At 67.8% G+C, this 24,021-nt stretch carries 25 protein-coding genes; 8 read left to right on the top strand and 17 right to left on the bottom strand.

Going from position 1 to position 24,021, the window contains the following annotated elements:
• The first annotated feature begins 161 nt into the window (after positions 1 to 161).
• The 4 genes from C6A86_RS05660 (at position 162) to C6A86_RS05645 (ending at position 2,170) form a co-directional block, all read left to right on the top strand.
• Entirely contained in the window at positions 162 to 452 is a 291-nt protein-coding gene (locus C6A86_RS05660; RefSeq protein WP_105362692.1) for a WhiB family transcriptional regulator, read from the top strand.
• A 106-nt stretch (positions 453 to 558) separates the two neighbouring features.
• Positions 559 to 1,053: a hypothetical protein gene (locus C6A86_RS05655; RefSeq protein WP_105362691.1), complete on the top strand. Its 495-nt coding sequence runs from the start codon at positions 559 to 561 to the stop codon at positions 1,051 to 1,053.
• Positions 1,054 to 1,263: 210 nt separating this feature from the next.
• Complete coding sequence (locus C6A86_RS05650; RefSeq protein WP_105362690.1) at positions 1,264 to 1,836, top strand: TetR/AcrR family transcriptional regulator; 573 nt, start codon at positions 1,264 to 1,266, stop codon at positions 1,834 to 1,836.
• Between the two features lie 46 nt (positions 1,837 to 1,882).
• Complete coding sequence (locus C6A86_RS05645; protein WP_105362689.1) at positions 1,883 to 2,170, top strand: YciI family protein; 288 nt, start codon at positions 1,883 to 1,885, stop codon at positions 2,168 to 2,170.
• A gap of 63 nt (positions 2,171 to 2,233) precedes the next feature.
• Here C6A86_RS05645 and C6A86_RS05640 read toward each other — a convergent pair whose 3' ends face one another.
• The 12 genes from C6A86_RS05640 to C6A86_RS05585 all read right to left on the bottom strand — a co-directional run bounded on the left by C6A86_RS05640 (position 2,234) and on the right by C6A86_RS05585 (position 13,893).
• Positions 2,234 to 2,632, bottom strand: a complete 399-nt coding sequence (locus C6A86_RS05640) for a VOC family protein (RefSeq protein ID WP_105362688.1) — start codon at positions 2,630 to 2,632, stop codon at positions 2,234 to 2,236.
• A gap of 106 nt (positions 2,633 to 2,738) precedes the next feature.
• Positions 2,739 to 4,358, bottom strand: a complete 1,620-nt coding sequence (gene groL / locus C6A86_RS05635) for a chaperonin GroEL (RefSeq protein ID WP_105362687.1) — start codon at positions 4,356 to 4,358, stop codon at positions 2,739 to 2,741.
• A 105-nt stretch (positions 4,359 to 4,463) separates the two neighbouring features.
• The gene (groES, locus tag C6A86_RS05630) at positions 4,464 to 4,766 is read right to left on the bottom strand and encodes a co-chaperone GroES (protein WP_036421278.1); all 303 of its coding nucleotides are present in this window, start codon (positions 4,764 to 4,766) and stop codon (positions 4,464 to 4,466) included.
• A 277-nt stretch (positions 4,767 to 5,043) separates the two neighbouring features.
• Positions 5,044 to 6,066, bottom strand: coding sequence for a tRNA (adenosine(37)-N6)-threonylcarbamoyltransferase complex transferase subunit TsaD (gene tsaD / locus C6A86_RS05625; RefSeq protein ID WP_105362686.1), 1,023 nt, complete (start codon positions 6,064 to 6,066; stop codon positions 5,044 to 5,046).
• Complete coding sequence (gene rimI, locus C6A86_RS05620; protein WP_105362685.1) at positions 6,063 to 6,527, bottom strand: ribosomal protein S18-alanine N-acetyltransferase; 465 nt, start codon at positions 6,525 to 6,527, stop codon at positions 6,063 to 6,065. Before rimI ends, tsaD begins: the two co-directional genes overlap by 4 nt.
• Positions 6,524 to 7,153 carry a tRNA (adenosine(37)-N6)-threonylcarbamoyltransferase complex dimerization subunit type 1 TsaB gene (gene tsaB / locus C6A86_RS05615; protein ID WP_233212950.1) on the bottom strand — a complete coding sequence of 210 codons (630 nt, stop codon included), beginning with the start codon at positions 7,151 to 7,153 and terminating at the stop codon, positions 6,524 to 6,526. The genes rimI and tsaB overlap by 4 nt, the downstream gene beginning before the upstream one ends.
• Positions 7,150 to 7,614 carry a tRNA (adenosine(37)-N6)-threonylcarbamoyltransferase complex ATPase subunit type 1 TsaE gene (gene tsaE, locus C6A86_RS05610; protein ID WP_105362683.1) on the bottom strand — a complete coding sequence of 155 codons (465 nt, stop codon included), beginning with the start codon at positions 7,612 to 7,614 and terminating at the stop codon, positions 7,150 to 7,152. The genes tsaB and tsaE overlap by 4 nt, the downstream gene beginning before the upstream one ends.
• On the bottom strand, positions 7,607 to 8,725 hold the full coding sequence (locus tag C6A86_RS05605; RefSeq protein ID WP_233212949.1) for an alpha/beta fold hydrolase: 1,119 nt from the start codon (positions 8,723 to 8,725) through the stop codon (positions 7,607 to 7,609). The genes tsaE and C6A86_RS05605 overlap by 8 nt, the downstream gene beginning before the upstream one ends.
• 5 nt (positions 8,726 to 8,730) lie before the next feature.
• On the bottom strand, positions 8,731 to 9,882 hold the full coding sequence (alr, locus tag C6A86_RS05600; protein ID WP_311101051.1) for an alanine racemase: 1,152 nt from the start codon (positions 9,880 to 9,882) through the stop codon (positions 8,731 to 8,733).
• 53 nt (positions 9,883 to 9,935) lie between these two features.
• Positions 9,936 to 11,321, bottom strand: a complete 1,386-nt coding sequence (locus C6A86_RS05595; protein ID WP_105361985.1) for a glutamate decarboxylase — start codon at positions 11,319 to 11,321, stop codon at positions 9,936 to 9,938.
• Positions 11,322 to 11,325: 4 nt separating this feature from the next.
• Complete coding sequence (locus C6A86_RS05590; RefSeq protein WP_105361988.1) at positions 11,326 to 12,738, bottom strand: NAD(P)H-hydrate dehydratase; 1,413 nt, start codon at positions 12,736 to 12,738, stop codon at positions 11,326 to 11,328.
• A gap of 195 nt (positions 12,739 to 12,933) precedes the next feature.
• A complete protein-coding gene (locus tag C6A86_RS05585; RefSeq protein ID WP_199196070.1) occupies positions 12,934 to 13,893 on the bottom strand; it encodes an alpha/beta fold hydrolase in 960 nt (319 codons plus the stop codon).
• Between C6A86_RS05585 and C6A86_RS05580 the strand changes: the two genes are divergently transcribed.
• Entirely contained in the window at positions 13,892 to 14,257 is a 366-nt protein-coding gene (locus C6A86_RS05580) for a hypothetical protein (protein WP_105361986.1), read from the top strand. The genes C6A86_RS05585 and C6A86_RS05580 overlap by 2 nt on opposite strands.
• A gap of 33 nt (positions 14,258 to 14,290) precedes the next feature.
• Here C6A86_RS05580 and C6A86_RS05575 read toward each other — a convergent pair whose 3' ends face one another.
• Complete coding sequence (locus tag C6A86_RS05575; RefSeq protein ID WP_105361987.1) at positions 14,291 to 15,349, bottom strand: zinc-dependent dehydrogenase; 1,059 nt, start codon at positions 15,347 to 15,349, stop codon at positions 14,291 to 14,293.
• Between the two features lie 198 nt (positions 15,350 to 15,547).
• Here C6A86_RS05575 and C6A86_RS05570 point away from each other — a divergent pair, with 198 nt between their 5' ends.
• Entirely contained in the window at positions 15,548 to 17,518 is a 1,971-nt protein-coding gene (locus C6A86_RS05570) for a PTS mannitol transporter subunit IICBA (protein ID WP_105361990.1), read from the top strand.
• 19 nt (positions 17,519 to 17,537) lie between these two features.
• On the top strand, positions 17,538 to 18,296 hold the full coding sequence (locus tag C6A86_RS05565) for a DeoR/GlpR family DNA-binding transcription regulator (protein ID WP_105361991.1): 759 nt from the start codon (positions 17,538 to 17,540) through the stop codon (positions 18,294 to 18,296).
• 7 nt (positions 18,297 to 18,303) lie between these two features.
• Here the strand turns inward: C6A86_RS05565 and C6A86_RS05560 are convergent, their stop codons facing one another.
• From C6A86_RS05560 to cynS, 3 genes are all read right to left on the bottom strand, one after another.
• A complete protein-coding gene (locus C6A86_RS05560; RefSeq protein ID WP_311101050.1) occupies positions 18,304 to 19,698 on the bottom strand; it encodes a DUF222 domain-containing protein in 1,395 nt (464 codons plus the stop codon).
• A gap of 126 nt (positions 19,699 to 19,824) precedes the next feature.
• Positions 19,825 to 20,682, bottom strand: a complete 858-nt coding sequence (locus tag C6A86_RS05555; protein WP_105361832.1) for a formate/nitrite transporter family protein — start codon at positions 20,680 to 20,682, stop codon at positions 19,825 to 19,827.
• Between the two features lie 23 nt (positions 20,683 to 20,705).
• The gene (gene cynS / locus C6A86_RS05550; protein ID WP_105361831.1) at positions 20,706 to 21,152 is read right to left on the bottom strand and encodes a cyanase; all 447 of its coding nucleotides are present in this window, start codon (positions 21,150 to 21,152) and stop codon (positions 20,706 to 20,708) included.
• Positions 21,153 to 21,368: 216 nt separating this feature from the next.
• Here cynS and C6A86_RS05545 point away from each other — a divergent pair, with 216 nt between their 5' ends.
• On the top strand, positions 21,369 to 22,115 hold the full coding sequence (locus C6A86_RS05545) for a helix-turn-helix domain-containing protein (protein ID WP_105361830.1): 747 nt from the start codon (positions 21,369 to 21,371) through the stop codon (positions 22,113 to 22,115).
• A gap of 4 nt (positions 22,116 to 22,119) precedes the next feature.
• Here the strand turns inward: C6A86_RS05545 and glmS are convergent, their stop codons facing one another.
• The gene (glmS, locus tag C6A86_RS05540) at positions 22,120 to 23,988 is read right to left on the bottom strand and encodes a glutamine--fructose-6-phosphate transaminase (isomerizing) (protein WP_105361829.1); all 1,869 of its coding nucleotides are present in this window, start codon (positions 23,986 to 23,988) and stop codon (positions 22,120 to 22,122) included.
• Between the last annotated feature and the right edge of the window lie 33 nt (positions 23,989 to 24,021).

Genomic DNA, 24,021 nt, shown 5'->3' with positions numbered 1-24,021 from the left:
CATTGATGCCTTTCCCCGGTGAACCTGGGTATTGACGGCTTTTCGGTAGCCCTTCTACGTTGTGTGCACGAGATGTCACCGGCGACATGTGCTCGGTTCAGTTCCGCGACTCACGCATTTCACGCGTTTCGCGAAATGGGTGCGACAAGAGGGGTTTTCACATGCCACAGCCGCAGCAACTGCCCGGACCCAACGCCGACATCTGGGATTGGCAAATGGCGGGTCATTGCCGGGGCGTCGATTCGTCGATGTTCTTCCATCCCGACGGCGAGCGCGGCCGCGCTCGCGCCCAGCGCGAGATGCGCGCCAAGGAGCTGTGCCGGTCCTGCCCGGTGATCACCCAGTGCCGTTCGCACGCCCTCTCGGTCGGCGAGCCCTACGGAATCTGGGGCGGCCTGTCCGAGTCCGAACGCGAACTGCTGCTCAAGCGCGGGATGCGCCGCAGCGCCTGATTCTTCTCTGCGCGAGCAGACACGGATGGCCCTTCAGACACCGGTTTGAGGGGCCATCTGTGTCTGCTCGTGTAACTCGTGCGCACCCGGCGCCGATCACACCCATGTGAACTCCTTCCGGCTCGCAGGCTCCGCCGCGTTGGCGGCCGGCGCCGTCCTGGGCGCCGCCCCGGCCCACGCCGCACCGCTGCCCGGTTTCTGCGCGACGGACGTCGTCGTCGACGGGATCTGCACCACGCGGTTGGCCTCGGTCACCACCGACGTCGTCAACGGGACGATCACCGGCACACCGGTCGGCGGCACCGAGGCGGTCACCCTCACCGGACAGGCCGGTGCATATCTGGAGTCCGACGGATTCGGTGACACCCCGCCGGATCCCATTGCGAACTGGGACACCACGCTCGCGCAGGTGAGCGGTCTCGACGTCTCCCCCGCCGACCCCAATTGGTACGGCAACGCCAAGGCCAGGGTGTTCCTGCCCAGGACCCTCAACGATCTGGCCACGCACTTCCCACCCGGCACCCTGCTCGTGCGGTTCACCGCCGACGAGGCGCAGCCAGGCGCGTTCCAGTTGGTGTCCATTCAGCCGACGCTGCGGTAGTACCCGAGCGCGGCACGCCCGTGCCGACTTGCCCGACTAGGGCGAATGTCCTAGCCTCATGACCGCGTAGGACAATTGCCCTAAACCGCGCCGAGGGGGCCATTCCGTGAGTTCGTTGCGCCGTATCAGCCAAGTACCGTGGAGGTACGCAGGCCGAACTGTCGGCTTCATCGTCGACTACCCGACGATCGAACCCACGAGCGCTGAACGATGACGACGCTGCCGACGAGGGCCCGGATCGTCGCAACCGCCGATCGCCTGTTCTACGAACATGGTTTCGAGCACACCTCGTTCGCCACAATCGCTTCCGCCGTCGGGATTTCGCGGGGCAACTTCTACCACCACTTCAAGACCAAGGACGAGATCCTTCACGCAGTGATCGAGTCCCGCCTGGCCGCTACCCGCGACATGCTCGCCGGCTGGGAGGCCGAGTCGCCCGATCCCGCTGAGCGCGTTCGTCAATACGTGCAGATCGTGATCCGCAACGAGGACGCCATTCAGTTGCACGGATGTCCGGTGGGGACCCTGTCCGGTGAGTTGAGCAAGATCGATCACCCGGCCCGCCGGCAAGCGTTGGGGCTGTTCGAGATGTTCCGCGACTGGCTGGTCATCCAGTTCAGCCTGCTCGGCCGTGAGCGCGAGGCCGAGGATCTGGCGCTGCACGTGCTGATGTTCAGTCAAGGAACGGCGACCGTCTCCAATGCGTTTCGCGACCCCGCATGGACCCGCCGCGAAGTCGAGCGGTTCGAGCGATGGCTGACCGATGAGCTCGCCACCGCGTGACGACCCCTATCCGCCTTCCAGATCCGCTTCCTCCCAAGGAGTCTCGATGTTCGTCGTTCTTCTCCGCTTCTCGGACAACAAGTCCGCCGCAGCTGACCACATGGCCGCCCACCAGGACTGGGTCCGACGGGGCGCGACTGATGGAGTTTTCGTGCTGGTCGGCAGCATCCGGCCCGGCTTGGGCGGCGCACTGATCGCCTCCGGCATCTCGCGCGAGGAGATCGCGCAGCGAGTCGCCGAAGACCCGTTCGTGGTCCATGGTGTCGTCGCTGCCGACATCGTGGAGATCGAACCGAACATCACCGATCCCCGCCTGTCGTTCCTCGCCGGCTGAGCCACGACTGCGCACCACATTCGTTGTGGCGGTGCAGCCGGCCATCGGGTGACCGAGGCGCGCTCAGAAGACCGGTCGCGGCACCAGGACCACTCGCCACTTGTCGGGATCTTCGAACGTGAGTGCACCCACATCCGTCCAGTAGGGATTCTCCGGTTCCACCGGCTCGTAACCGCCGGCGCCCAGACGTTGCACAACGTCGTACATCTCAGCCTCAGATTGGAAGTACAGCACCAGTAGGTTGTCCAGAGTCGGTGCTGGACAGGGGCTTCCATCGATGTGACTGGTGAATTCCAAATGCTGATCCGCTCCCGGCAGCCCGACCATGACTCCGTCGTAGCCGGCGTGATTCTCGAATCGATAGAGCACCGGTAGGCCGAGGTGTTCGGCGTAGAACCGCTCGACGTCGGATAGCCGGTCGGTGGGGCGTGCGATGCGAACCTGGGCAATGGGAAGCGACATGACACCATTGTCAGACCTAAACATATGTTGAGGTCAATCCGTCGACGCCGGCGCATACGAAAACACCCCCGGCCCAACAGGACCGAGGGTGTTCTCGTGCTACAGATCAGTGAGCGTGGCCGTGATGCCCGTGGCCGTCATCCTCTTGCTCGACCGGCTTCTCGACGACAGCCGTCTCGGTGGTGAGGATCATCCGCGCCACCGACGCAGCGTTCAGAACCGCCGAGCGGGTGACCTTGACCGGGTCCACGATGCCCTCGGCGAGCAGATCGCCGTAGGTCAGCGTGGCGGCGTTGAAGCCCTGCCCGTTGGGCAGCTCGCCGACCTTGTTCACCACGACAGCGCCATCGAGCCCGGCGTTGGTGGCGATCCAGAACAGCGGGGCCGACAGCGCCGAGGAGAACACCTCGAGGCCGAGCAGCTCGTCGCCGGTCAGCGATCCGCGCAGCGTGTCCAGTTCCTTGCGGGCCTGCACGAGTGCCGCGCCACCACCGGTGACGATGCCCTCTTCGACAGCAGCCTTGGCCGCCGCGACGGCGTCCTCGACGGCTTCCTTGCGCTTCTTCAGGTCGGTCTCGGTGGCCGCGCCGACCTTGATGACCGCGACGCCGCCGGACAGCTTGGCGAGGCGCTCTTCGAGCTTCTCGCGGTCCCAATCCGAGTCGGTGTTCTCGATCTCCGAGCGCAGCTGCGACTTGCGACCCTCGATGGCCTCCGCGGTGCCGGCGCCGTCGACGATGACGGTGCTGTCCTTGGTCACCACCACCCGTCGTGCCGAGCCCAGCACGTCGAGTCCGGCCTCGCGCAGCACCAGACCCACGTCGGGGTTGACGACCTGCGCCGCGGTGACGACGGCGAGGTCATCCAGGAACGCCTTGCGGCGATCACCGAAGAACGGCGCCTTGACGGCGACGGCCTTGAGCGTCTTGCGGATGGCGTTGACCACGAGTGTGGACAGCGCCTCGCCCTCGACATCCTCGGCGATGATCAGCAGCGGCTTACCCGACTCGGCGACCTTCTCCAGCAGCGGCAGCAGGTCCGGCAGGGAGCTGATCTTGTCGCGGTGCAGCAGCACCAGCGCGTCCTCGAGCACCGCTTCCTGCGAATCGAAATCGGTGATGAAGTACGCCGAGGTGAAGCCCTTGTCGAAGCCGACACCCTCGGTGACCTCGAGTGCGGTCTCCAACGTGGAAGACTCCTCGACCGTGACGACGCCGTCGGCGCCGACCTTGGTCATGGCCTCGCCGACCAGATCGCCGACGACCTCGTCGCGGGACGAGACGGTGGCGACCTGAGCGATGGCCTTCTTGTCGCTGACCGGCGTGGCGGCGGCCAACAGCGCCTCCGACACGGCGTCAGCGGCCTTGCTGATACCGGCGCCCAGGGCGATCGGGTTGGCCCCGGCCGCCACGTTGCGCAGGCCGGCCTTCACGATGGCCTGGGCGAGCACGGTGGCGGTGGTGGTGCCGTCACCGGCGACGTCGTTGGTCTTGGTGGCCACCGACTTGACCAGCTGGGCACCCATGTTCTCGAACGGGTCTTCCAGGTCGATCTCGCGGGCGATGGTGACACCGTCGTTGGTCACCACGGGGCCGCCGAAGGCCTTGGCCAGCACCACATGGCGGCCACGCGGGCCGAGCGTGACGCGGACGGCATCGGCGAGCTTGTCGACGCCGGCCTCCAAGGCGCGACGCGCAGTTTCATTGAATTCGATCTGCTTGCTCATAAATGTCCTTTGATGTGCCGAACCCCCGTGCGCCGGGGGGCAATGCATACCGCCCCGGACATCACCCGCTCAAAGGCGGGGACATCCGGGGCGGTACACGAGTGCTTACTTGTTGACGACAGCCAGCACGTCACGCGCGGAGAGGATCAGGTACTCCTCGCCGCCGTACTTGATCTCGGTGCCGCCGTACTTGCTGTAGATGACGGTGTCGCCTTCGGCAACGTCCAGGGGGATCCGCTTCTCGCCATCCTCATCCCAGCGGCCGGGGCCAACTGCGACGACGGTGCCTTCCTGCGGCTTTTCCTTGGCGGTGTCGGGGATGACCAGACCGGAAGCGGTCGTGGTCTCGGCCTCGTTGGCCTGTACGAGGATCTTGTCCTCGAGTGGCTTGATGTTGACTGCCACGATGGGAGCCCTCCACTTTGTTGGGTATAGGAGTCCGGATCGGATCCGGGTCCTCATGGTTTTCAGGTGTTCGGCCTGCGTCCGTACCTTCGCTCCGTCGTCGCGGGTGCCGGTGCTGCGGTTGGTCGCGTGCCACCTAGCACTCTATACATGAGAGTGCTAGCGCTCAAGGTTGGGTTGTGCAGATCCTGATCCGCGCCCGCTGCCCGTCGTGCGCGAACCGATCATCAGGTGATCGGAAACATCCCCGACCATTGCCACGCCGACGTGTCGTCGCTGCTCATGCCACCTGCCCCGTGACCACCGGCAACCCCGGATCGGTGGCCGAATCCAGCCCCGAGGCCGGCGCTCCGGCAGTGATCAGGTGCGCCGCGAACGACGCGATCATCGCGCCGTTGTCGGTACACAACCGCGGCCGCGGCACCCGCAGCGTCAACCCCGCGGCGGCGCAGCGCTGCTCGGCGAGTTCACGCACCCGCGAGTTGGCGGCCACCCCGCCGGCGATCAGCAGCGTCGACACCCCCAGATCGGTGGCGGCACGCACCGCCTTGGCGGTCAGCACATCGGCGACGGCCTCCTGGAACCCGGCGGCCACATCGGCGCGCGCCGCATCGGGGTGGCGCTCCAGATGGCGGGCCACGGCGGTCTTGAGTCCGGAGAAGCTGAAGACATAGGGCGCATCGCGCGGCCCGGTCATCCCGCGCGGGAACACGATCGCATCGCGGTCACCGGTGCGGGCCAGGTCGTCCAGCGGCTTACCACCGGGATAACCGAGGCCGAGCAGCCGTGCCACCTTGTCGTAGGCCTCCCCCGCCGCGTCGTCGACGGTGCTGCCCAGTTCGACGATGGGCTCACCGAGTGAGCGCACATGCAGCAGGTTGGTGTGGCCACCGGACACCAACAACCCGACGCATTCGGGCAGCGGGCCGTGGTCGTAGACATCGGCAGCCAGGTGCCCGCCGAGATGGTTGACCGCGTAGAAGGGCACTTCCCAGGCGGCCGAATACGCCTTGGCGGCAGCGACTCCCACCAGCAAAGCACCCGCCAGCCCGGGCCCGATGGTGGCGGCGACGACATCGGGGCGGGCGATGCCCGCGGTGTCCAGGGCACGGCGCATGGTCGGACCGAGCGCCTCCAGGTGTGCCCGGGACGCGATCTCGGGCACCACTCCGCCGAAGCGCGCATGCTCATCGACGCTGGAGGCCACCTCGTCGGCCAGCAGGGTGACGGTGCCGTCGTCGTCGAGCCGTGCGATACCGACTCCGGTTTCGTCACAGGAACTTTCGATGGCCAGGATGATCATGCCGGGTCTCGCTTCATGGTGTAGGCGTCGGCACCGCTGACCTTGTAGTACCGCTTGCGCACACCCACCGTGGCGAAACCGACGCTCTTGTACAGGTTGATGGCCGCCTCGTTGTCGGTACGGACCTCCAGGAACACCTCACCACGGGTGGCGAATCCCAGCAGGTCATCGAGCAGCCGGCGGCCTATGCCGCGGCCCTGGTAGGCCGGATCGACGCCGATGGTGTGCACCTCGTATTCATACGGTGGGATCCGGCCCAGCCGCGAGATGCCGGCGTAACCGATCAGCCTGCCCTCATCGCGGGCCGCCACATAGTGGTTGTGCTTACCGTCCAGGGCGTGCAGGAACGCCGCCGGCGGCCAGGGGTCGTCGCCGGCGAACAGCTGGGACTCCAACTCGGCGCAGCGGGCCGCATCGGCCCGGGTCAGCGCGTCGATCGTGGTGTCGTCGGATGCGGTCACGCCAGGCCTCGTTCGGCCAGCGTCTTGGCATCCGGGCGCCGCAGGTACAGCGGAATCAGGGGATCTGGTTCCCGGTTCCAATCCGGCACGGCCGCCACGAGTTCGGCGGCGGTCGGGAACTCCGGTCCGATGACGGGAAGTCCGAACGACGCGGCGAGCGCCGGCGACCCGGCCACCGCCTGCACACCGTCGGCGTTCACCTCGGCCGCGGCGTTGACCGCCGGTCCGGCAACCCGCACCCCGTCGCGGTAGCGCGCCCAGTACACCTCGCGGCGGCGAGCATCGGTGACCACGAGGACCTCGCCGCGGGTGGCGCGGGCGATGGCGTCGAGCGTGCATACCCCGTGCACCGGGATGCCCAGCGCCTGGCCGTAGGCGGCGGCGGTGGCCATACCGACCCGCAGACCGGTGAACGGGCCGGGCCCGCAACCGACCACGACGGCCTCCAGATCCGCCATGGTCTTCCCGCTGTCGGCAAGTGCAGCAATCACATTCGGTGTCAGACGCTCGGCATGGGCGCGGGCGTCGACGATGGTCCACTCGGCCAGGGTGGCGATCGTCGCACCCACCTCGACGATGCCGGCGGTGACGGCGGGGGTGGCGGTGTCGAGCGCCAGTACGATCATGAGCTGCTCCATTGCCATGTCGCGGTGCGCATCTCGGAGTCGGCGGCACGGTCGAGGTGGATGTCCAGATGGTTCTCCGAGAGCCGCTCGGCGAGGCCCTCGCCCCACTCGACGACGACGACGGCGTCGTCGAGGTCGGTGTCGAGGTCCAGCGAGTCGAGTTCGCCGAGCAGGTCACCTCCGTGATCGAGCAGTCGGTAGATGTCCACGTGCACCAGGGCAGGCGCCCCGGCGCGACGGGCAGGATGCACCCGCGCCAGCACGTAGGTGGGCGAGGTGACCGCACCTTCGACATCCATGGCGACCGCAATTCCCTTGGTGAACATGGTCTTACCTGCTCCGAGCGGGCCGGACAGCACCACCACGTCACCGGCGCCCAGGACGGCGCCCAGGCGCGCGCCGAGCGCGACGGTGTCCTGCGGGGTGGGTAGGTCGGCGGTGCCGCCGGTGCGCTCAGCCATGGTTGCGGGCCCGTTCCCTGAGTCTGCGGGTGAGCGCCACCAGCTTGGACGGGGTGGCTCGTTCGACCAGGCGTACCAGCGCGTCGTCGATCAGTTCCGGCTGCTCCAACTGCACGAGGTGTCCCGCACCCTCGGCGATCACCAACTCGGACTTGGGTAACGCCGCCGCCATGTCCTGTGAGTACTCCAGCGGCGTGAGCAGGTCACGGTCGCCACACGCGATCAGGGTCGGGATCTTCGCCAGCGCCGTGAGCCCGTCGGTTTCGTCGTGCACCTCCAGGGCGTGCAGGAACCCGACCAGGGTGTGCACCGGGGTGTCGTGCATCATCCGCTCGCTGAAGGCGACCACGCTCGGGCTGACGCTCTCGTCACCGTAGGAGGCCGCCCGCAGCACCGGTCCGATGATCGAGCGGGCCACACCGCGGCCGCGGTGCACCAGTCCGGGCGCATAGCGGACGACGAACCTGGCCGCCTCCAGCGCCGGGTTGCGCAGAATCTCCCCCAGCGGAGAGCGCGAAATTCCTTCTGCGGCAGAAGATATCAGCGCGGCACCGACGATTCGGGTGGGATAGCGCTGTGGGTACTGGCGGGCGTGGGACAACACGGTCATCCCGCCCATGGAGTGCCCGACCAACACGACCGGGCCGCGCGGCGCCATCACCGCGAGCACCGACTCCAGATCCTGGCCGAGTTGGGGCACGGTGAAGGTGTCCGGCGAGGCGTCTCCGGACAGACCGTGCCCACGCTGGTCGTAGAACACCATCCGGACCTGATCGCCCCACTGCTGGGCCAACCGGTCTCGCTGAAAGTGGAAGGCGCCCATCCGCAGACAGAACCCGTGCGCGAAGACCACGGTCAGCGGTGCGTTCTCCGGCCCGCATTCGCGGACCGCGAGCGGCACCCCGTCTCCGGTGGTGACGACCACGCTGCGGTCGTCGTGCAGCAGTTCGAAATCCTCGTGCGCGTAGGGATCCTCCACGCTGACCCGGCGGGCCAGTGACCGGGCCACCGAGACCCCGGCCACCGAGCCGACGGCGCTCAGCCCGGCCAGCCCGGCCAGCCAGCGCGCCACGGCCCAACGCTCGGGCGGGCGGATATCGTCGTCGGCCAACGGTGTCAGCCCATCTCGCCGCGGTAGACACGGGTGATGCGGCCCCGCACAGCGGTGACCACCTCGTAGTTGATCGTGCCGATCAGCTCGGCCCAGTCCTGGGTGGTCGGCTCGCCGGAATCACCGGGGCCGAACAGGATTGCCTCATCGCCGACACCGACATCGACGGGCCCGGGCCCGAGGTCCACCACGAACTGGTCCATGCAGATGCGGCCCACGCCGGGATGGCGGCGACCGTTGATGGACACCTGCAGCCGACCGCTCAGCGTGCGGAAGATCCCGTCCGCGTAACCGAGCGGGATCAGCGCCACCGTGGTGTCTCGCTCGGCGATCCAGGTGTGCCCGTAGGACACTCCGTCCCCGGCCTTGATCGAGCGGACCATCGCCACCGGAGCTTTCAGCGTCATCGCCGGGCGCAGGCCCATGTTGCCCAGGGCGGGAATCGGGGTCTGACCGTAGATCGCGATTCCTGGACGGATCATGTCGAAGGCCAGATCCTGGCGGGTCATCGCCGCGGGCGAGTTACTCAGGTGCGCGATCTCGAAGTCGACGTCGTACTCGCGGGCGAGCTCACGCATCTCCTGCAGACGGGCGGCCTGCCGATCGTTCATCGGGTTGCCCGGTTCGTCGCCGCACGCCAGGTGGCTCATGATGCCCCGGGCATGCACCGTGCCCTCGGCGACCGCGTGCGCCAGGGCAACCAGCACCTTGGGCAGGTCGGCGGCGGCCACCCCGTTACGACTCAGGCCGGTGTCGACCTTGAGGGTCGTCACCGCGGTGACCCCGGTGCGTCGGGCCGCATCGACCAGGTCGTCGAGCTGTCCGGCTGAGGACACCGCGATCTGCACGTCGGCGGCCAGCGCAGCGGAGAAGTCGGTGCCCGGGGCGTGCAGCCACGCCAGCACCGGCGCGGTGATGCCGTCCCGGCGCAAGGCCAGGGCCTCACCGACGGTCGCCACGCCCACTTCGGCGGCGCCGGCGGCCAGCGCGGCGCGTGCCACAGGGGCGGCGCCGTGGCCGTAGCCGTCGGCCTTGACCACCGCCATGACCGCCGCCGAGCCGGCCCGCTCCCGCAGGACCCGCACGTTGTGTGCGATGGCGCCGAGATCCACCTCGGCCGTGGGGCCGGGCGGGGCGGTCAGGTCCGTGGGGTGCATTGACTCGATTTTGTCATGCCGAGGCCGCCGACCTGTTCGCGCCGAGTCTGCGATCAGTGTGCGAAGGGCTGCACGGTGTCGAAGTGGCCACCCGGTTTGAGCTGGTCAAGGTGCTCAAGTGCGGTGATGGTGTCATCCCGCAACGCCCGGGCCAGATCAGCGGAGAATCCCTCGCGGACCACCACCCGCAGCACCGTGACGTCCTCGGCGCCCTCGGGCATCGTGTAGGCCGGTACCTGCCAGCCGGAGGCGCGCAGGGCCTGGGAGACGTCGAACTCGGTGTAACCCGGATCGCCCTTGAGCCGGAAGCTGACCACCGGAATGGCCGAACCGTCGGTGATCAGCTCGAAGTGCTCACTGTCGCGCAGCTGGTCACCGAACCAGCGCGCGGTGTCCGAGAGACAGTGCATGACCTGGGAGTATCCGGCCCGGCCCAGGCGCAGGAAGTTGTAGTACTGCCCGATCACCTGGTTGCCCGGTCGGGAGAAGTTGAGCGTGAACGTGGGCATGTCGCCGCCCAGGTAGTTGACCCGGAACACCAGCTCCTCGGGCAGATGCTCGGCGCTGCGCCACACCACGAACCCGATACCCGGGTAGGTGAGCCCGTATTTGTGGCCACTGACGTTGATGGACACCACTCGCGGCAACCGGAAGTCCCACTGCAGGTCCGGATGCAGGAACGGGACGACGAACCCGCCGCTGGCCGCGTCGACGTGCACCGGCACATCCACCCCGCCGTCGGCGGCCAGCTTGTCCAGCGCGGCGCAGATCTCGGCGATCGGCTCCAGCTCCCCGGTGAAGGTGGTGCCCAGGATGCCGACCACGCCGATGGTGTCCTCGTCGACGGCATCGAGCACCTGCTCGGGGGTGATCACGTACCGGCCCTCGGCCATCGGCAGATAACGCGGCTCGACGTCGAAGTAGCGGGTGAACTTCTCCCACACCACCTGCACGTTGGAGCCCATCACCAGGTTGGGCGTGCGGCCCTTCCAGCCATCACCGACTTTTGCGCGCCACCGCCACTTCAGTGCCAGGCCGGCCAGCATCACGGCCTCGCTGGATCCGATGGTGGACACCCCGACTGCGGTGGCGGCGTCATCGTCGACCAGGTCCTCGGCGTGGAACAGGTCGGCCACCATCGCCACGCAGCGCGCCTCGATGGCGGCGGTCGCCGGGTACTCGTCCTTGTCGATCATGTTCTTGTCGAAGGTCTCGGCCATCAGCTTCTCGGCCTCGGGGTCCATCCACGTGGTGACGAAGGTGGCAAGGTTCAGCCGCGAACTGCCGTCGAGCATCAGCTCGTCGTGGATGTAGCGGTAGGCCGCCTGCGGGTCCATCGATTCGCCCGGCAGTCGCAGCGCGGGCACCGGGTCGGTCGAGAGCCGTCCGGTGTAGGCGGGGGCGATATGCGGCGGGCGCGGGTGGTGCCTGCGGCTCATGTGTTCATCCTTTTCCGATCGTTGATGCGATGGCGGCGCGCAGGTGGGCGAGAATGCCCCCCGCGGATGTCGGGGCGGCGGTCGGTCCGGGATCGGCGGCGGCCAGCGCGGCCGCCCGGGCGTGTACGAACGCGGCCATCGCGGCGGCCTCGGCGGCCGGGACGCCCGCGGCCAGCAGCGCGCCGATGACCCCGGACAGGACGTCACCGGATCCGGCGGTGGCGGCCCAGGATTGTCCGGCGGGGTTCAGATACACCGGTCCGGTCGGGGAAGCGATGACGGTGACATTGCCCTTGAGCAGGACGGTCGCCCCGAGGGCGTGGGCCAGGGTGCGTGCCGCGCCGACCCGATCGGACCCGACGTCCGCCCCGGCCAACCGCCGATACTCGCCCGCGTGTGGGGTCAGCACCGTCGGCGCGGACCGGCAGGTCACCAGCTCGGGCGCGGCGGCCAGCAGGGTCAGCGCATCGGCGTCGACGATCACCGGGAGATCTGAGGACAGCGCGAAACGCAATGTTGCAGAAGCACTTTCGTCGGTCCCGAGCCCGGGCCCGACCACCCAGGCCTGCACCCGGCCCACCGCGTCGGTGTCGGGGGTGGCGATGACTTCGGGCCAGTGGTTCACCACGTCATGTGCGGCGCTACCGGCGTAGCGGACCATGCCCGAGGTGGCGGCGACCGCGGCACCGGTGCTGAGGATGGCGGCACCGGGATAGGTCGCCGAACCGGCCAGCACACCGGTGACACCCTGGGTGTACTTGTCGTCGCGCGGGCCGGGGATGGGCCAGCGGGCGGCCACGTCGGCAGCCTCGAATCCGCGGAGATCAGACGGCGCGAGATTCAGTCCGATGTCGATGAGTTCGATTCGCCCGCAATCTGCCAGTGCGTGTACGGGTTTCAACCCGCCAAAGGTCACGGTGACGGCCGCCCGCACATGCGGACCGTCTTCGGCGCCGGTGTGCACGTCGATCCCGCTCGGAATGTCGACGGCGATGACGGGTGCCCCGCAGCGATCGAAAACGGCCGCGGCATCGGGTCGCAACCCACCCCGGCCGGAGATGCCGACGACGCCGTCGATCACCAGATCCGTTGCCTGCGGGATGTTCTGCACCAGCCGGCCACCGGCCTTTCTGAAGGCGGCCAGCGCCGCGGCATGGGTGCGATCCGGGGAGAGCAGCACCGCGGAGGCGTGCACGCCGCGGCGACGCAGGAGGGTCGCCGCCCACAGCGCGTCGCCGCCGTTGTCCCCGGAGCCGACCACCGCGCAGATCCGCCGTCCGGTGACGGTGCCGAGTTCACGGGCGATGACGGTGGCGAGCCCGTGGGCGGCCCGGCGCATCAATGCTCCGTCGGGCTGAGAGGCCAGGAGCGGGGCTTCGGCGGCACGGATAGCGTCGGCGGTGTGGTAGTGCCGCATCAGCTCCCGTTCCGATTCGATGTGCGCGCGCGCCAACAGGTTACGCGCACTCGGAGATCTGTGGGGCCGATCGCCGGTGACACGATGACACTAACCATCATCATCGAATTGAAAAGTTAGTCATTGCCGGGTCGACCACACCAACCATTGAAGCCGCTAAGACAGGTTAGAGATCCACTACGCATCACGATCGCTTCAGCGCCGGTCCGCACGATCGAAGAACGCCAGTGCCCGCTCGGCGATCCGGTCCGGGAACTCGCCGCTGACGGCATGGGAGGCATCCGGCCACAGCTCGACCTTCCCCGTCACCAGCAGCCGCCGGGCCCTGGCCGCCGCCCGGGCAGGGTGGTGAATCACGCTGCGGCCGGCAATGATCGCCAGCACCGGCAGCGCCAGCGAGCGCAGTGCGTCGTCATCGAACATCCGCGGCGCCGGCTGGCACATGACGAATCCCGTTGCCGCGGCGTCCAACAACTCGGCCTCGGGCAGCGTCTTGTCGACCGGGGCGCCGTCCGCCAGCCAGCTCATCACGCGGCGGCGCAGCCGGGCCGGAAACCTCGGCACCGCCAGTGCGATCGACGCGATCACCGCTTTCGCGGGAATGCGCCCGAAGGTCATCGCGGGGTCCAACACCATGATCGAGGCGATTCGGTCCGGCGTCCGCAGCGCAGCATTGACGGCCAGCCACCCACCCATCGACACCCCGAGCAGATGCACCCGCGCCGGCCCCAGCCCCGCGATCACCTCATCCAGCCAGCGGGCCTGGTCAGCCGCACCGGTGATCGGCCCGGACTGCACCGACAGCCCGGCGTCGCCGAGCAGGTCCAGGCTGAACACGGTGCGCTGCGCGACCAGCGGGGCGAGGTTGGCGCGCCACATCGGGCTGCCCGCGCCGCGGCCGGGCAGCAACAGCACCGGGATCGGGCCGGCCGGGCCGTCGTAGCGGTAGACGCGGACGGTGCCCAGACTCGTGGGCACATCGAACTGGGCGCCGCAGGCGGGTGCGGCGGCGCGATAGGCGTCCAGGTAGCGCGCGAACGCGGCCCGGCTGACGAAATGTCCGATGCGCTGCCGGGACGCGATGTTCACCGCGGGGACGACAAGTTCGATACCGGGCAGGTCGCTGGGCTCGCCCTGGTTAGAGTGGCCGTCCATGACCTACGGCTACCCTGCGCCGCCGCCGGCCAAGCGCCCGATCTCCGGCGTCGACCTCGCGGTGTCGATCACGGCGCTGGTGCTCACCGTCGTCGGCGGTGCAGTGGCAGGCTTCTTCGGGATCTTCTTCATGGCGTTCACCGATCACTGCCCGCCCGAGAGTTGCGATATCGACGCCGGGGTGGCCGCCATGTTCACCGGCTTCACCACGGCCGCGCTGTTGTGGGTCGCCGGCACGGTGCTGACCATCATGCGGCTGATACGGCGGGCCACCGCATGGACATTCGCGATCGGCACGTTGGCGTTGTGCGCGGCGGCATGCGTCGCGGGCATCGGCGGCTATCTGGTCGCCGTCGGCGGATGATGCGCGGACTTCCGCCGAAACGCGGGTCCGGTATCAGGGCTCGACGGTCACCTTGATCGCCTCGCCCTTCTTGACGATGTCGAAGGCATCGAGCACGTTCTCCAGCGGGATGCGGCGGGTGATGAGGTCCTTGACCGGAACCTGCCCGGTGGAGATGTACTGCAGGGCGCGCTTGTTGTGCTCGGGCGCAGATCCGTTGGCGCCGTGGATGTGCAACTGGCGATAGTGCACGACGTTGGAGTCGCAGGTGATGGTGGGATCGGTCTTGGGCAGCCCGCCGAAAAACGAGATGCGGCCGTTGCGGGCGGCCATCGCGATGGCCTGCTCCTGGGCGACATTGGCTGCGGTTGCGGTGATCACGATGTCCGCGCCTCGACCGCCGGTGAGTTCCATGACCTTCTCCACCACGTCGACATCGGCGGCGTTGATGACACCGTCGGGGTTGACGGCGTCGGCCGACATCTTCAGCCGGGCGTCGTTGACGTCGACGAGGTAGATCGGGCCGCAGTTGTGGACGCCGCGCGCGATGCGGATGTGCATGCACCCGATGGGGCCCGCACCGAAGACCACGACGGTGTCGCCCTCCTCGATACCGAGCAGCTCCTGGGCGTTGATGGCGCAGGCGAACGGTTCTGCGGCCGAGGCCTCGTCGAAACCGACGTTGTCCGGAATCTTGTTGAGCCCGTCGACCTTGAGCACCTGCCTGGGCACGATCATGAACTCGGCGAAGCCGCCGTCGTACTGGTAGCCCATCGAGGTCTGGTTCTGGCAGACCGCCATCCAGCCCTTGCGGCACTCATGGCACTCGCCGCACGGGACGGCCGCGATCACCTGGACGCGATCACCCACTGACCAGTCACTGCCGTAGGTCGCATTGACCTGCGCCCCGACCTCGACGACCTCGCCGGCGATCTCATGGCCGATGGTCCGTGGCGGCGTCAGGTTCTGGTGTCCGTTGTGGAAGATCTTGACGTCGGTGCCGCAGGTGGAGCAGTTGCGCACCCGCAGTTTGACCTCATCGGGGCCGCATTGCGGCTCCGGGACGTCTTCGAGCCGGACATCCTCGGGGGCGTAGAAACGCAGGGCTTTCATGGGCGGTCCTTTCGGTCGTCGGCCAATCCCAGGGAGCTGCTGAGTCAGCACTCTAATCGCAATACGGTCATAAAACCACAAAATTGACTGCCCGTTTTTGCCCGAATCGCTTGCATTTCTGCCCAAGTGTGCGTATTACTAGATGTGCATGTGACCGGCATCACCCAAGCGGCCGGCGCAAAAACCGGAGGTCAACGGATGTCCACTGTCGAAGCGTCTGCCGCCCCGCGGACCGGCGCACGGGTGCGGGTGCAGAAGCTGGGCACTGCGCTGTCGAACATGGTGATGCCCAATATCGGCGCATTCATCGCCTGGGGCCTGATCACCGCCCTGTTCATCGAGCAGGGCTGGCTGCAGGCCATCTTCTCGGGGTTGCGCGATCCCGACGGTTGGGTGGCCAAGCTCGGCGGCTGGGGCGCCTACGACGGCGCCGGGATCGTCGGCCCGATGATCACCTACCTGTTGCCCATCCTGATCGGCTACACCGGCGGCCGGATGATCCACGGCAACCGCGGCGCGGTGGTCGGCGCGATCGCCACCATCGGCGTGGTCACCGGTGCCGATGTCCCGATGTTCATGGGCGCCATGATCATGGGCCCGCTGGGCGGCTGGCTGATGAAGAAGGCAGACGCGTTGTGGGAGGGCAAGATCCGGCCCGGCTTCGAGATGTTGGTGGACAACTTCTCGGCGGGCATCCTCGGGATGTTCCTGGCGATCTTCGGCTTCTTCGGCATCGGCCCGATCGTGTCTTCCTTCACCCGGCTGGCCGGGAACGCGGTCGATTTCCTGGTCGAGAACAATCTGCTGCCACTGACCTCGATCCTCATCGAGCCCGCCAAGGTGCTGTTCCTCAACAACGCCATCAACCACGGGGTGCTCACCCCGTTGGGCACCACGCAGGCGCTGGAGACGGGCAAGTCCGTCCTGTTCCTGCTCGAAGCCAATCCCGGCCCCGGACTCGGTCTGCTGATGGCCTACACGTTCTTCGGCCGCGGTATCGCCCGCGCCTCGGCGCCCGGCGCGGCGATCATCCAGTTCTTCGGGGGCATCCACGAGATCTACTTCCCCTACGTGCTGATGAAGCCGAAACTGATCATCGCGACCATCCTCGGCGGCATGACCGGCGTGTTCGTCAACGTGCTGTTCGGATCCGGGTTGCGTGCACCCGCGGCGCCGGGCTCCATCATCGCGGTCTACGCGCAGACCGCCAGCGGCAGCTTCCTGGGCGTCACGCTGTCGGTCTTCGGCGCGGCCGCGGTGTCCTTCCTGGTGGCGGCCTTCCTGCTCAAGACCGACAAGGCGACCGATGAGCCGGATCTGGCCGCGGCCACCGCGTCCATGGAGTCGATGAAGGGCAAGAAGTCCAGCGTCGCCGCGGCCCTGGTGCGTGCGGGCGACGGCCCGATCAAGACCATCGTGTTCGCCTGTGACGCAGGAATGGGCTCCTCGGCGATGGGCGCCTCGGTGCTGCGCAAGAAGATCCAGCAGGCGGGATTCGGTGACGTGAAGGTCACCAACTCGGCGATCTCCAATCTGACCGACACCTATGACCTGGTGGTGAGCCACCGCAATCTGACCGACCGGGCCACCCAGAAGACCGCGTCGGCGGTGCACGTGTCCGTCGACGACTTCATGAGCAGCCCGCGCTACGACGAGATCGTCGAACAACTGCGGCGGTCCAACGGCGGCGCAGCCGGCGACGTCGCAGCCCCGGCCGTCGAAGAGGCCCCCGCGACCGGCGGTGACGCGCTGCCGGTGGGTTCGATCGTGCTGAACGGCAACGGCACCAGCGCCGCGCAGGCCATCGATGAGGCGGGCGCCCTGCTGGTCGCCGCCGGAGCGGTCGAACCGTCCTATATCGGCGCCATGCACGAGCGGGAGAAGTCGGTGTCCACCTATATGGGCAACGGCCTGGCCATCCCGCACGGCACCAACGAGGCGAAGACCGCGATCCGCCGCACCGGGATCTCGTTCGTCCGCTACCCCGACCCCATCGACTGGAACGGCAAACCCGCAGAGTTCGTCGTCGGAATCGCCGGTGCCGGGGACGACCACATGGCGCTGCTGACCCGGATCGCGCACGTGTTCCTGGACAAGGACCGCGTCGCCCAACTCCGCGCGGCGACCACGGCCGAGGAAATCCAGGCCGTGCTGAACGCCGGGGAATGACACCGACCAGAATGTGACCGTGGATTCGGACAGCCGCCAGCGCCAGATCGTCGAGTTCGCCCGTCTTCGGGGGCGTGTCGAGGTACCCGCTCTGGCCGAGGAGCTTCAGGTCGCGACGGAGACCATCCGTCGCGACCTGAAGGTACTGGCCGGCCGGCGGTTGCTCAAACGGGTGCACGGCGGGGCGGTGCCGCTGGAGACGGTGGCGTTCGAGTCCGGCGTCGAGTACCGCAGCCAGGTGGATCTGGCGCAGAAGCACCGGATCGCCGGGGCGGCCGCCAATGAACTCCATGGCGCCGAAACCGTCTATCTGGATGAGGGTTTCACGCCCCGCCTGATCGCCGAACTTCTGGCCGAGCAGAACCTGACGGTCGTGACCGCCTCACTGCTGGCCGCCGAGGCACTGGCCCACAGCAGTACCGTCACGGTGCTGCTGCTGGGCGGGCGGATGCGGGGCAGAACCCTTGCCACCGTCGATGAATGGGCGCTGGAACGGCTGCGCTCCCTGGTCATCGACGTGGCATTCCTGGGCACCAACGGGATCGACCTCGAGCACGGCCTCACCACCCCCGACCCGGCGGTGGCGGCGGTGAAGCACACCGCGGTGCGGGTGGCCACCCGCCGGGTGCTGGTCGCCGCGCATTCCAAGTTCGGGCAGACCAGCTTCTGCCGGTTCGCCGAGGTGTCCGATTTTCAGACCGTCGTCACCGGCACCGAGTTCCCGATCGCGCAGGCACACCGTTATGAAGCGCTGGGGCCCAGCGTCATTCGAGCCTGATCGTCTTTCAGAAAGGCGGTGGGTTGGCCTCGTAGTCCGCACGGTTGAGCGCTCGTTCGTGGGCTATTCGGTAGGCGAGGTTCTGCGCCCGGGTGCGGGTGCGTTGGGGGGCGGCGAGTTCGCGATGCGGGCTCGGCGGCGGCATCGTGATCGGCCCCAGTTCAGCCGTGCGCACCGCGAACTGTGGGAAGTACAGAGCGCCGTCGGGCTTGGTCGTGTACACCCGGCCGTTGGGTGCGGTGATCGTGATGGTCCCGTCGGGATGCTGCTGATCGCGCCAACCGCCCGCGCCGCAGTGAAAAGTCTTGATCAAGTGATGGATTCGGCAATACAGCTTCGTGTTGGACGGATGGGTCGGGCCGTAGGGCCACGGAGTGCTGTGGTCGATATCGCAGCGCGCAACCGGGACGTTGCAGCCGGGCCAGCGACACGTCAGATCACGGCAGGCGATGAACTCGGCGAGCGTGCGCGATGGCTGGTAACCACCCTCGGTTCCCAGATCGGCCGCCACCGGCACCGGCCGAACCTCGGCCCGCGGGGCCATCCTGCGGACCTGCTCGGCCGGAATCGGCCCATACCCGGGCAGCAGGGCCGGACGATCCGAGCGGCCCTCGACAGTGTCACGGTCACCATGCAGGTGAAGGACGATATGGCCGACGGGTGCCTCGGTACCGGCGGCAGCGCAGGTGTCGCGACCGCACTCACACGGCAACGCGGTCACACCCAGGGCCGGCAGATCGATGGCATCGGCACGGCGCTCATCGAAGGTGCGGGGGTCATCGGGGCAGGTGGTGCGGGCCAGTTCATCGAGGCGCTGATCGAAGACCGCGCCCTTGGCGGCATCGACGCGCCCGTGGATCTCGACCATCCCGTCCCCGACGGGTTCGACCGTGATGGCGCGCGCACGCCGCGATGCGCGGGCGCGGCGCACCGCCTCGGGATCGATGTCGAGGACCATCCAGTCGACCAGTTCGGTGATGCGCTCATCCGAGCGCGCGTTCCATGCCGGTGCCGCCTGGGCCAGCTGCGCGTCGAGGACCGACAGGACGTCGGGATCGGTGATCAGGGCGGTGCGGTGCAGGATGACGCGCAGGACGCGAAGGTCCACGGTGCCGGTGGCCAAGATGTCGGTGAACGCCGGCAGCCGGGTGAGCAGATCGCGGCCCTGAGTGATCAGGGTGCAGGCCCGGCCGCGGCTGATCCCGAGTTCGGCACCCAGTTCGGCGGCGGCCAGTTCCCAGTCATCGACGATGAGGTCCTCGAACGCGTGCCCCAGCTCGGCCATCCTGGCCAGCGCGAACCGGCCGGCCTCGATCACCTTGAGAGCAACCGCCATCCGCTCGGCGCGCAGCTGATCGCGCGCACCATCGAGGTGAGCAGTAGCACCCCGATCCTCGAACATGTGTGCGATTCTACGTCGACCCACCGACACGTGAATCGAAGAACGTCTGCAGCGCCGCCGCCACCAGATCAGGCACGGTCCGACTCGCGGCCGGGATGCGTGCCACGACCGCGAGTCCGCCCGCGATCAGATCTTGCTCGGCACCGGAACCTGGTCCACCGAGACAAGATCCCCCGGACGCGGTCGCGACGGCGCGGTCCGACCGTGCGTCGCGTAGATGACCAGCCCGACGAACGCCAGCCCACCCACCAGATTGCCCAATACGGTCGGGATCTCGTTCCACAGCAGATAGTCGACGACGGTGAACTCACCGCCGAGCAGCAGACCCGACGGGAACAGGAACATGTTCACGATCGAGTGCTCGAATCCGAGATAGAAGAAGACCATGATGGGCATCCACATCGCGATCACCTTGCCGGGCAAGCTGTCCGACATCATCGCTCCGACCACACCCATCGACACCATCCAGTTGCACATGACGCCGCGCAGGAACAACGTCAGCATCCCGGCGGCGCCGTGCTCGGCGTAGCCGACCGTCCGCCCCGCACCGATGTCCCCGATCGCCTGACCGACGGCATCCGGTTCGACACTGAACCCGTAGGTGAAGTAGACCGCCATGAACACCGCGACGGTGAGCGCGCCGAGCAGGTTGCCGACGAACACCAGGCCCCAGTTGCGCAGCATCGGCTTGAGCGTCACACCCGGGCGCTTGTCCAGCCAGGCCAGCGGCACCAGCGTGAAAACCGCTGTCAGAAGATCGAATCCGAGGAGGTGCAGCATGCAGAAGCCGACCGGGAAGAGCACCGCGCCCAGCAGTGGCTCCCCCGTCTTGACCGAGATCGTCACCGCGAAGGCCGCGGCGAGGGCCAGGATCGCGCCGGCCATGAAGGACCGGATGAGCGTGTCACGGGTGGACATGAACACCTTGGACTCGCCGGCATCGATGATCCGGATGGCGAGCTCGGCGGGTTTGACATAGGACATGGGCTGATTCCTTTCGGTGGGATTCACCACTGGTAGGGCAGGAACTTGCCGTCGATGGTCACGACGACGCGGTCTCCACCGGGATCCGCGCGCCGCTCGAACGAGACGTTGCAGTTGATCGCGCTCATGATGCCGTCGCCGAACTCCTCATGGATCAACGCCTTGAAGGCCGGTCCGTAGACGTTGATGAGCTCCACGAACCGGTAGATCGTCGGGTCGGTCTGCAGCGCAGGATCGGCGGTCCGGTAGGGCTGCCGCTGCAGTGCGGCAACGGTTTCGGGGCTGAGGTCGAGCAGGTCGCCGGCCGCGACGGCTTCCTTGGCCGGCATCGGATGGCTGCCCAGCAGAGCCGCCACCGTCCACACCAGCGGTCGGTCGATGTGCTCGGCCAGCTTCTGCCAGCTGATCCCGGTTGCCGAACGCCGTTGTTCGATCTCGGTGATGACGGGTGAGGCGGGGTCGTAGACCATGCGCGGGTTCCTTCCGTGAATTGCGGGGTGGGGTTGCTCTGGCTCCATATCACCGCGTCGGCGGCGCCATGCCCATGGCAGAAGACGCACGGAATCCGGCGTTTTGCGCAGTGCGGCGCTGCCCGGGCGTCGTTTAACCGCGTCGTAACGAACGGAGAAACACCTCGAAACGCCTTGCGCCTAGCCTCGGCTCATCATCGGCAGCCAGGTGGGAGCATGGTCAACCAGACGAATCTCGGCGCGCGGCCGCTCGATGTCGGGACGCTGTCGGCGGCTCTCGATGTCGCGCCGACCCCGCTGTGGGTGATCGGCCCCGACGGCACAGTGGCGCTGGCGAATCAGGCAGCTCTGAGCATGCTCGGCTACCGGTCCGACGATGACGTGATCGGCGCACCCAGCCACGACACCCTGCACGAGTGGCACCCCGACGGCTCCCGCTACCCGTCGCAAACCTGTCCGATCCTCGATGGTTGCGGTTCCCCCGGCGTGACGGCACACGAATGGTTCATCTCCCGGGCCGGGCAACCCATCCCCGTCACCTGGTCGGCGAGACCATTGGGGACCGACGGCACCCGACTGCTCGCGTTCGCCGATGCGACGGAACGACTGGCGGCCCGCCCGTCCGGCATCGGCAACGAGCCCGCACGCACGGAGTTACGGGCACGGCTGCTCGCACATGTGCGAACCCGATTCCGTGACCCTGATTTCACGGCGGCCAGGCTGGCCGCCGAGTTCCATCTCTCGTTGCGCACCGTCCAACAGGTGTTGGCAGCGGACGGTCGCTCGCCGGCGATGGAGATCCGCACGCAGCGACTGGAACTCGCGAGTGCGCTAATCTCCCAGGGCTCCTCGGTGAGCCACGCCGCCCGCGCCAGCGGCTTCGCCGACCCAGGCACCTTCAACCGCGCCTTCCGACGCCAGTTCGGCGTCCCGCCGAGCGAATGGGCCAGGCGGGCCGGCTGAGCGGCTACTCGACGGTGACCGACTTGGCCAGGTTGCGCGGCTTGTCCACGTCGTAACCCCGCGCCTGCGCCACGCCGGCGGCGAACACCTGCATGGGGATGGTCGAGAGCAACGGCTGGAAAAGCGTTGACACCGCGGGGATCTCGATCAAGTGATCGGCGTAGGGCGCCACGGTGTCGTCGCCCTCCTCGGCAATGACGATCGTGACCGCGCCACGGGCCTGGATCTCGCGGATGTTGCTCAGCAGCTTGGAATGCAACATGGCCGCACTCTTGGGCGAGGGCATCACCACGATGACCGGCAGGTCATCCTCGATCAGCGCGATCGGCCCGTGCTTGAGCTCACCGGCGGCGAACCCCTCGGCGTGCATGTAGGCGAGTTCCTTGAGTTTGAGCGCACCCTCCAGCGCCACCGGGTAGCCGACGTGGCGGCCCAGGAACAGCACCGCGGAGGCGTGCGCGAAACGCTGCGCCAGCGCGGTCACCGGCTCCATGCAGGTCAGCACGCGTGCCACCTGATCGGCCATGGCCTCGAGGTCGTGGTATTCGCGGGCCACCTCGTCGGCGTACTTGGTGCCGCGGGCCTGCGCCAGCGCCAGCCCGACCAGATAGTTCGCGGTCAGCTGCGCCAGGAACGTCTTGGTCGACGCCACGCCGATCTCCGGTCCGGCGCGGGTATAGAGCACCGCGTCGGCCTCGCGGGGGATCTGGCTGCCGTTGGTGTTGCAGATGGCCAGCACCTTGGCCTTCTGCTCCTTGGCGTGCCGCACGGCCTCCAGCGTGTCGGCGGTCTCCCCCGACTGCGAGATGGCGATCACCAGTGTGCTGCGGTCCAGAACCGGGTCGCGGTATCGGAATTCGCTGGCGAGCTCCACCTCGACGGGCAACCGCGTCCAGTGCTCGATTGCGTACTTGGCCAGCATGCCGGAGTGGTAGGCGGTGCCGCAGGCGACGATGAAGACCTTGTCGACCTCGCGTAGCTCCTGATCGGAGAGCCGCTGTTCGTCGAGCACGATCCGGCCGTCCACGAAATGGCCGAGCAGGGTGTCGGCCACGGCGGCGGGCTGCTCGGCGATCTCCTTGAGCATGAAGTACTCGTAGCCACCCTTTTCGGCGGCCGAGAGGTCCCAGTCGATATGAAAAGGCCGGGCATGCACGTCGTCACGGTCGCCGGCGAAGTTGTAGATCTCGTACCCGTCGGAGGTGATGACCACGGCCTGGTCCTGGCCGAGTTCGACTGCCTCACGGGTGTATTCGATGAACGCCGCCACATCGGAGCCGATGAACATCTCGCCGTCCCCGACACCGACCACCAGCGGGGTGGAGCGACGCGCGGCCACGATGGTGCCCGGTTCGTCGGCGAAGGCGAACACCAGGGTGAAATGGCCCTCCAACCGTCGCAGCACCGACAGCACGGAGCCAACGAAATCGCCGGCGGTGTCCCCGGCGCGGTAGGCCTGCGCGACGAGGTGCACCGCGACCTCGGAGTCGGTGTCGCTGGCGAACTCGACGCCCGCAGTCTCCAGCTCACCGCGCAGGACCGCGAAGTTCTCGATGATGCCGTTGTGCACGACGGCGAACTTGCCGCTGGCATCGCGGTGCGGGTGCGCATTGCGGTCGGTGGGGCGTCCGTGCGTGGCCCACCGGGTGTGCCCCATACCGGTCGTCCCGCCCAGGTCACCGGGTCCGGCGTCCTTGAGTGCCTCTTCCAGATTGGCCAACCGGCCCGCCCGCCGCTGCACGGTGAGCCCACCGGCGCCGTCGAGTAAGGCCACCCCGGAAGAGTCGTAACCGCGGTATTCCATCCGCCGCAGCGCATCGACGACGACCTCGCAGGCGGGGCGCTGCCCGACATAGCCGACGATTCCACACATAGGGTCCCAGGGTAGTGCAGCGGCCGCCCGAGC

The sequence above is a fragment of the Mycobacterium sp. ITM-2016-00316 genome (assembly GCF_002968335.2).
Lineage (GTDB): Bacteria > Actinomycetota > Actinomycetes > Mycobacteriales > Mycobacteriaceae > Mycobacterium.
Note: the sequence above shows the minus strand (reverse complement) of the source record. Positions and strands in the feature narration are given on the sequence as shown.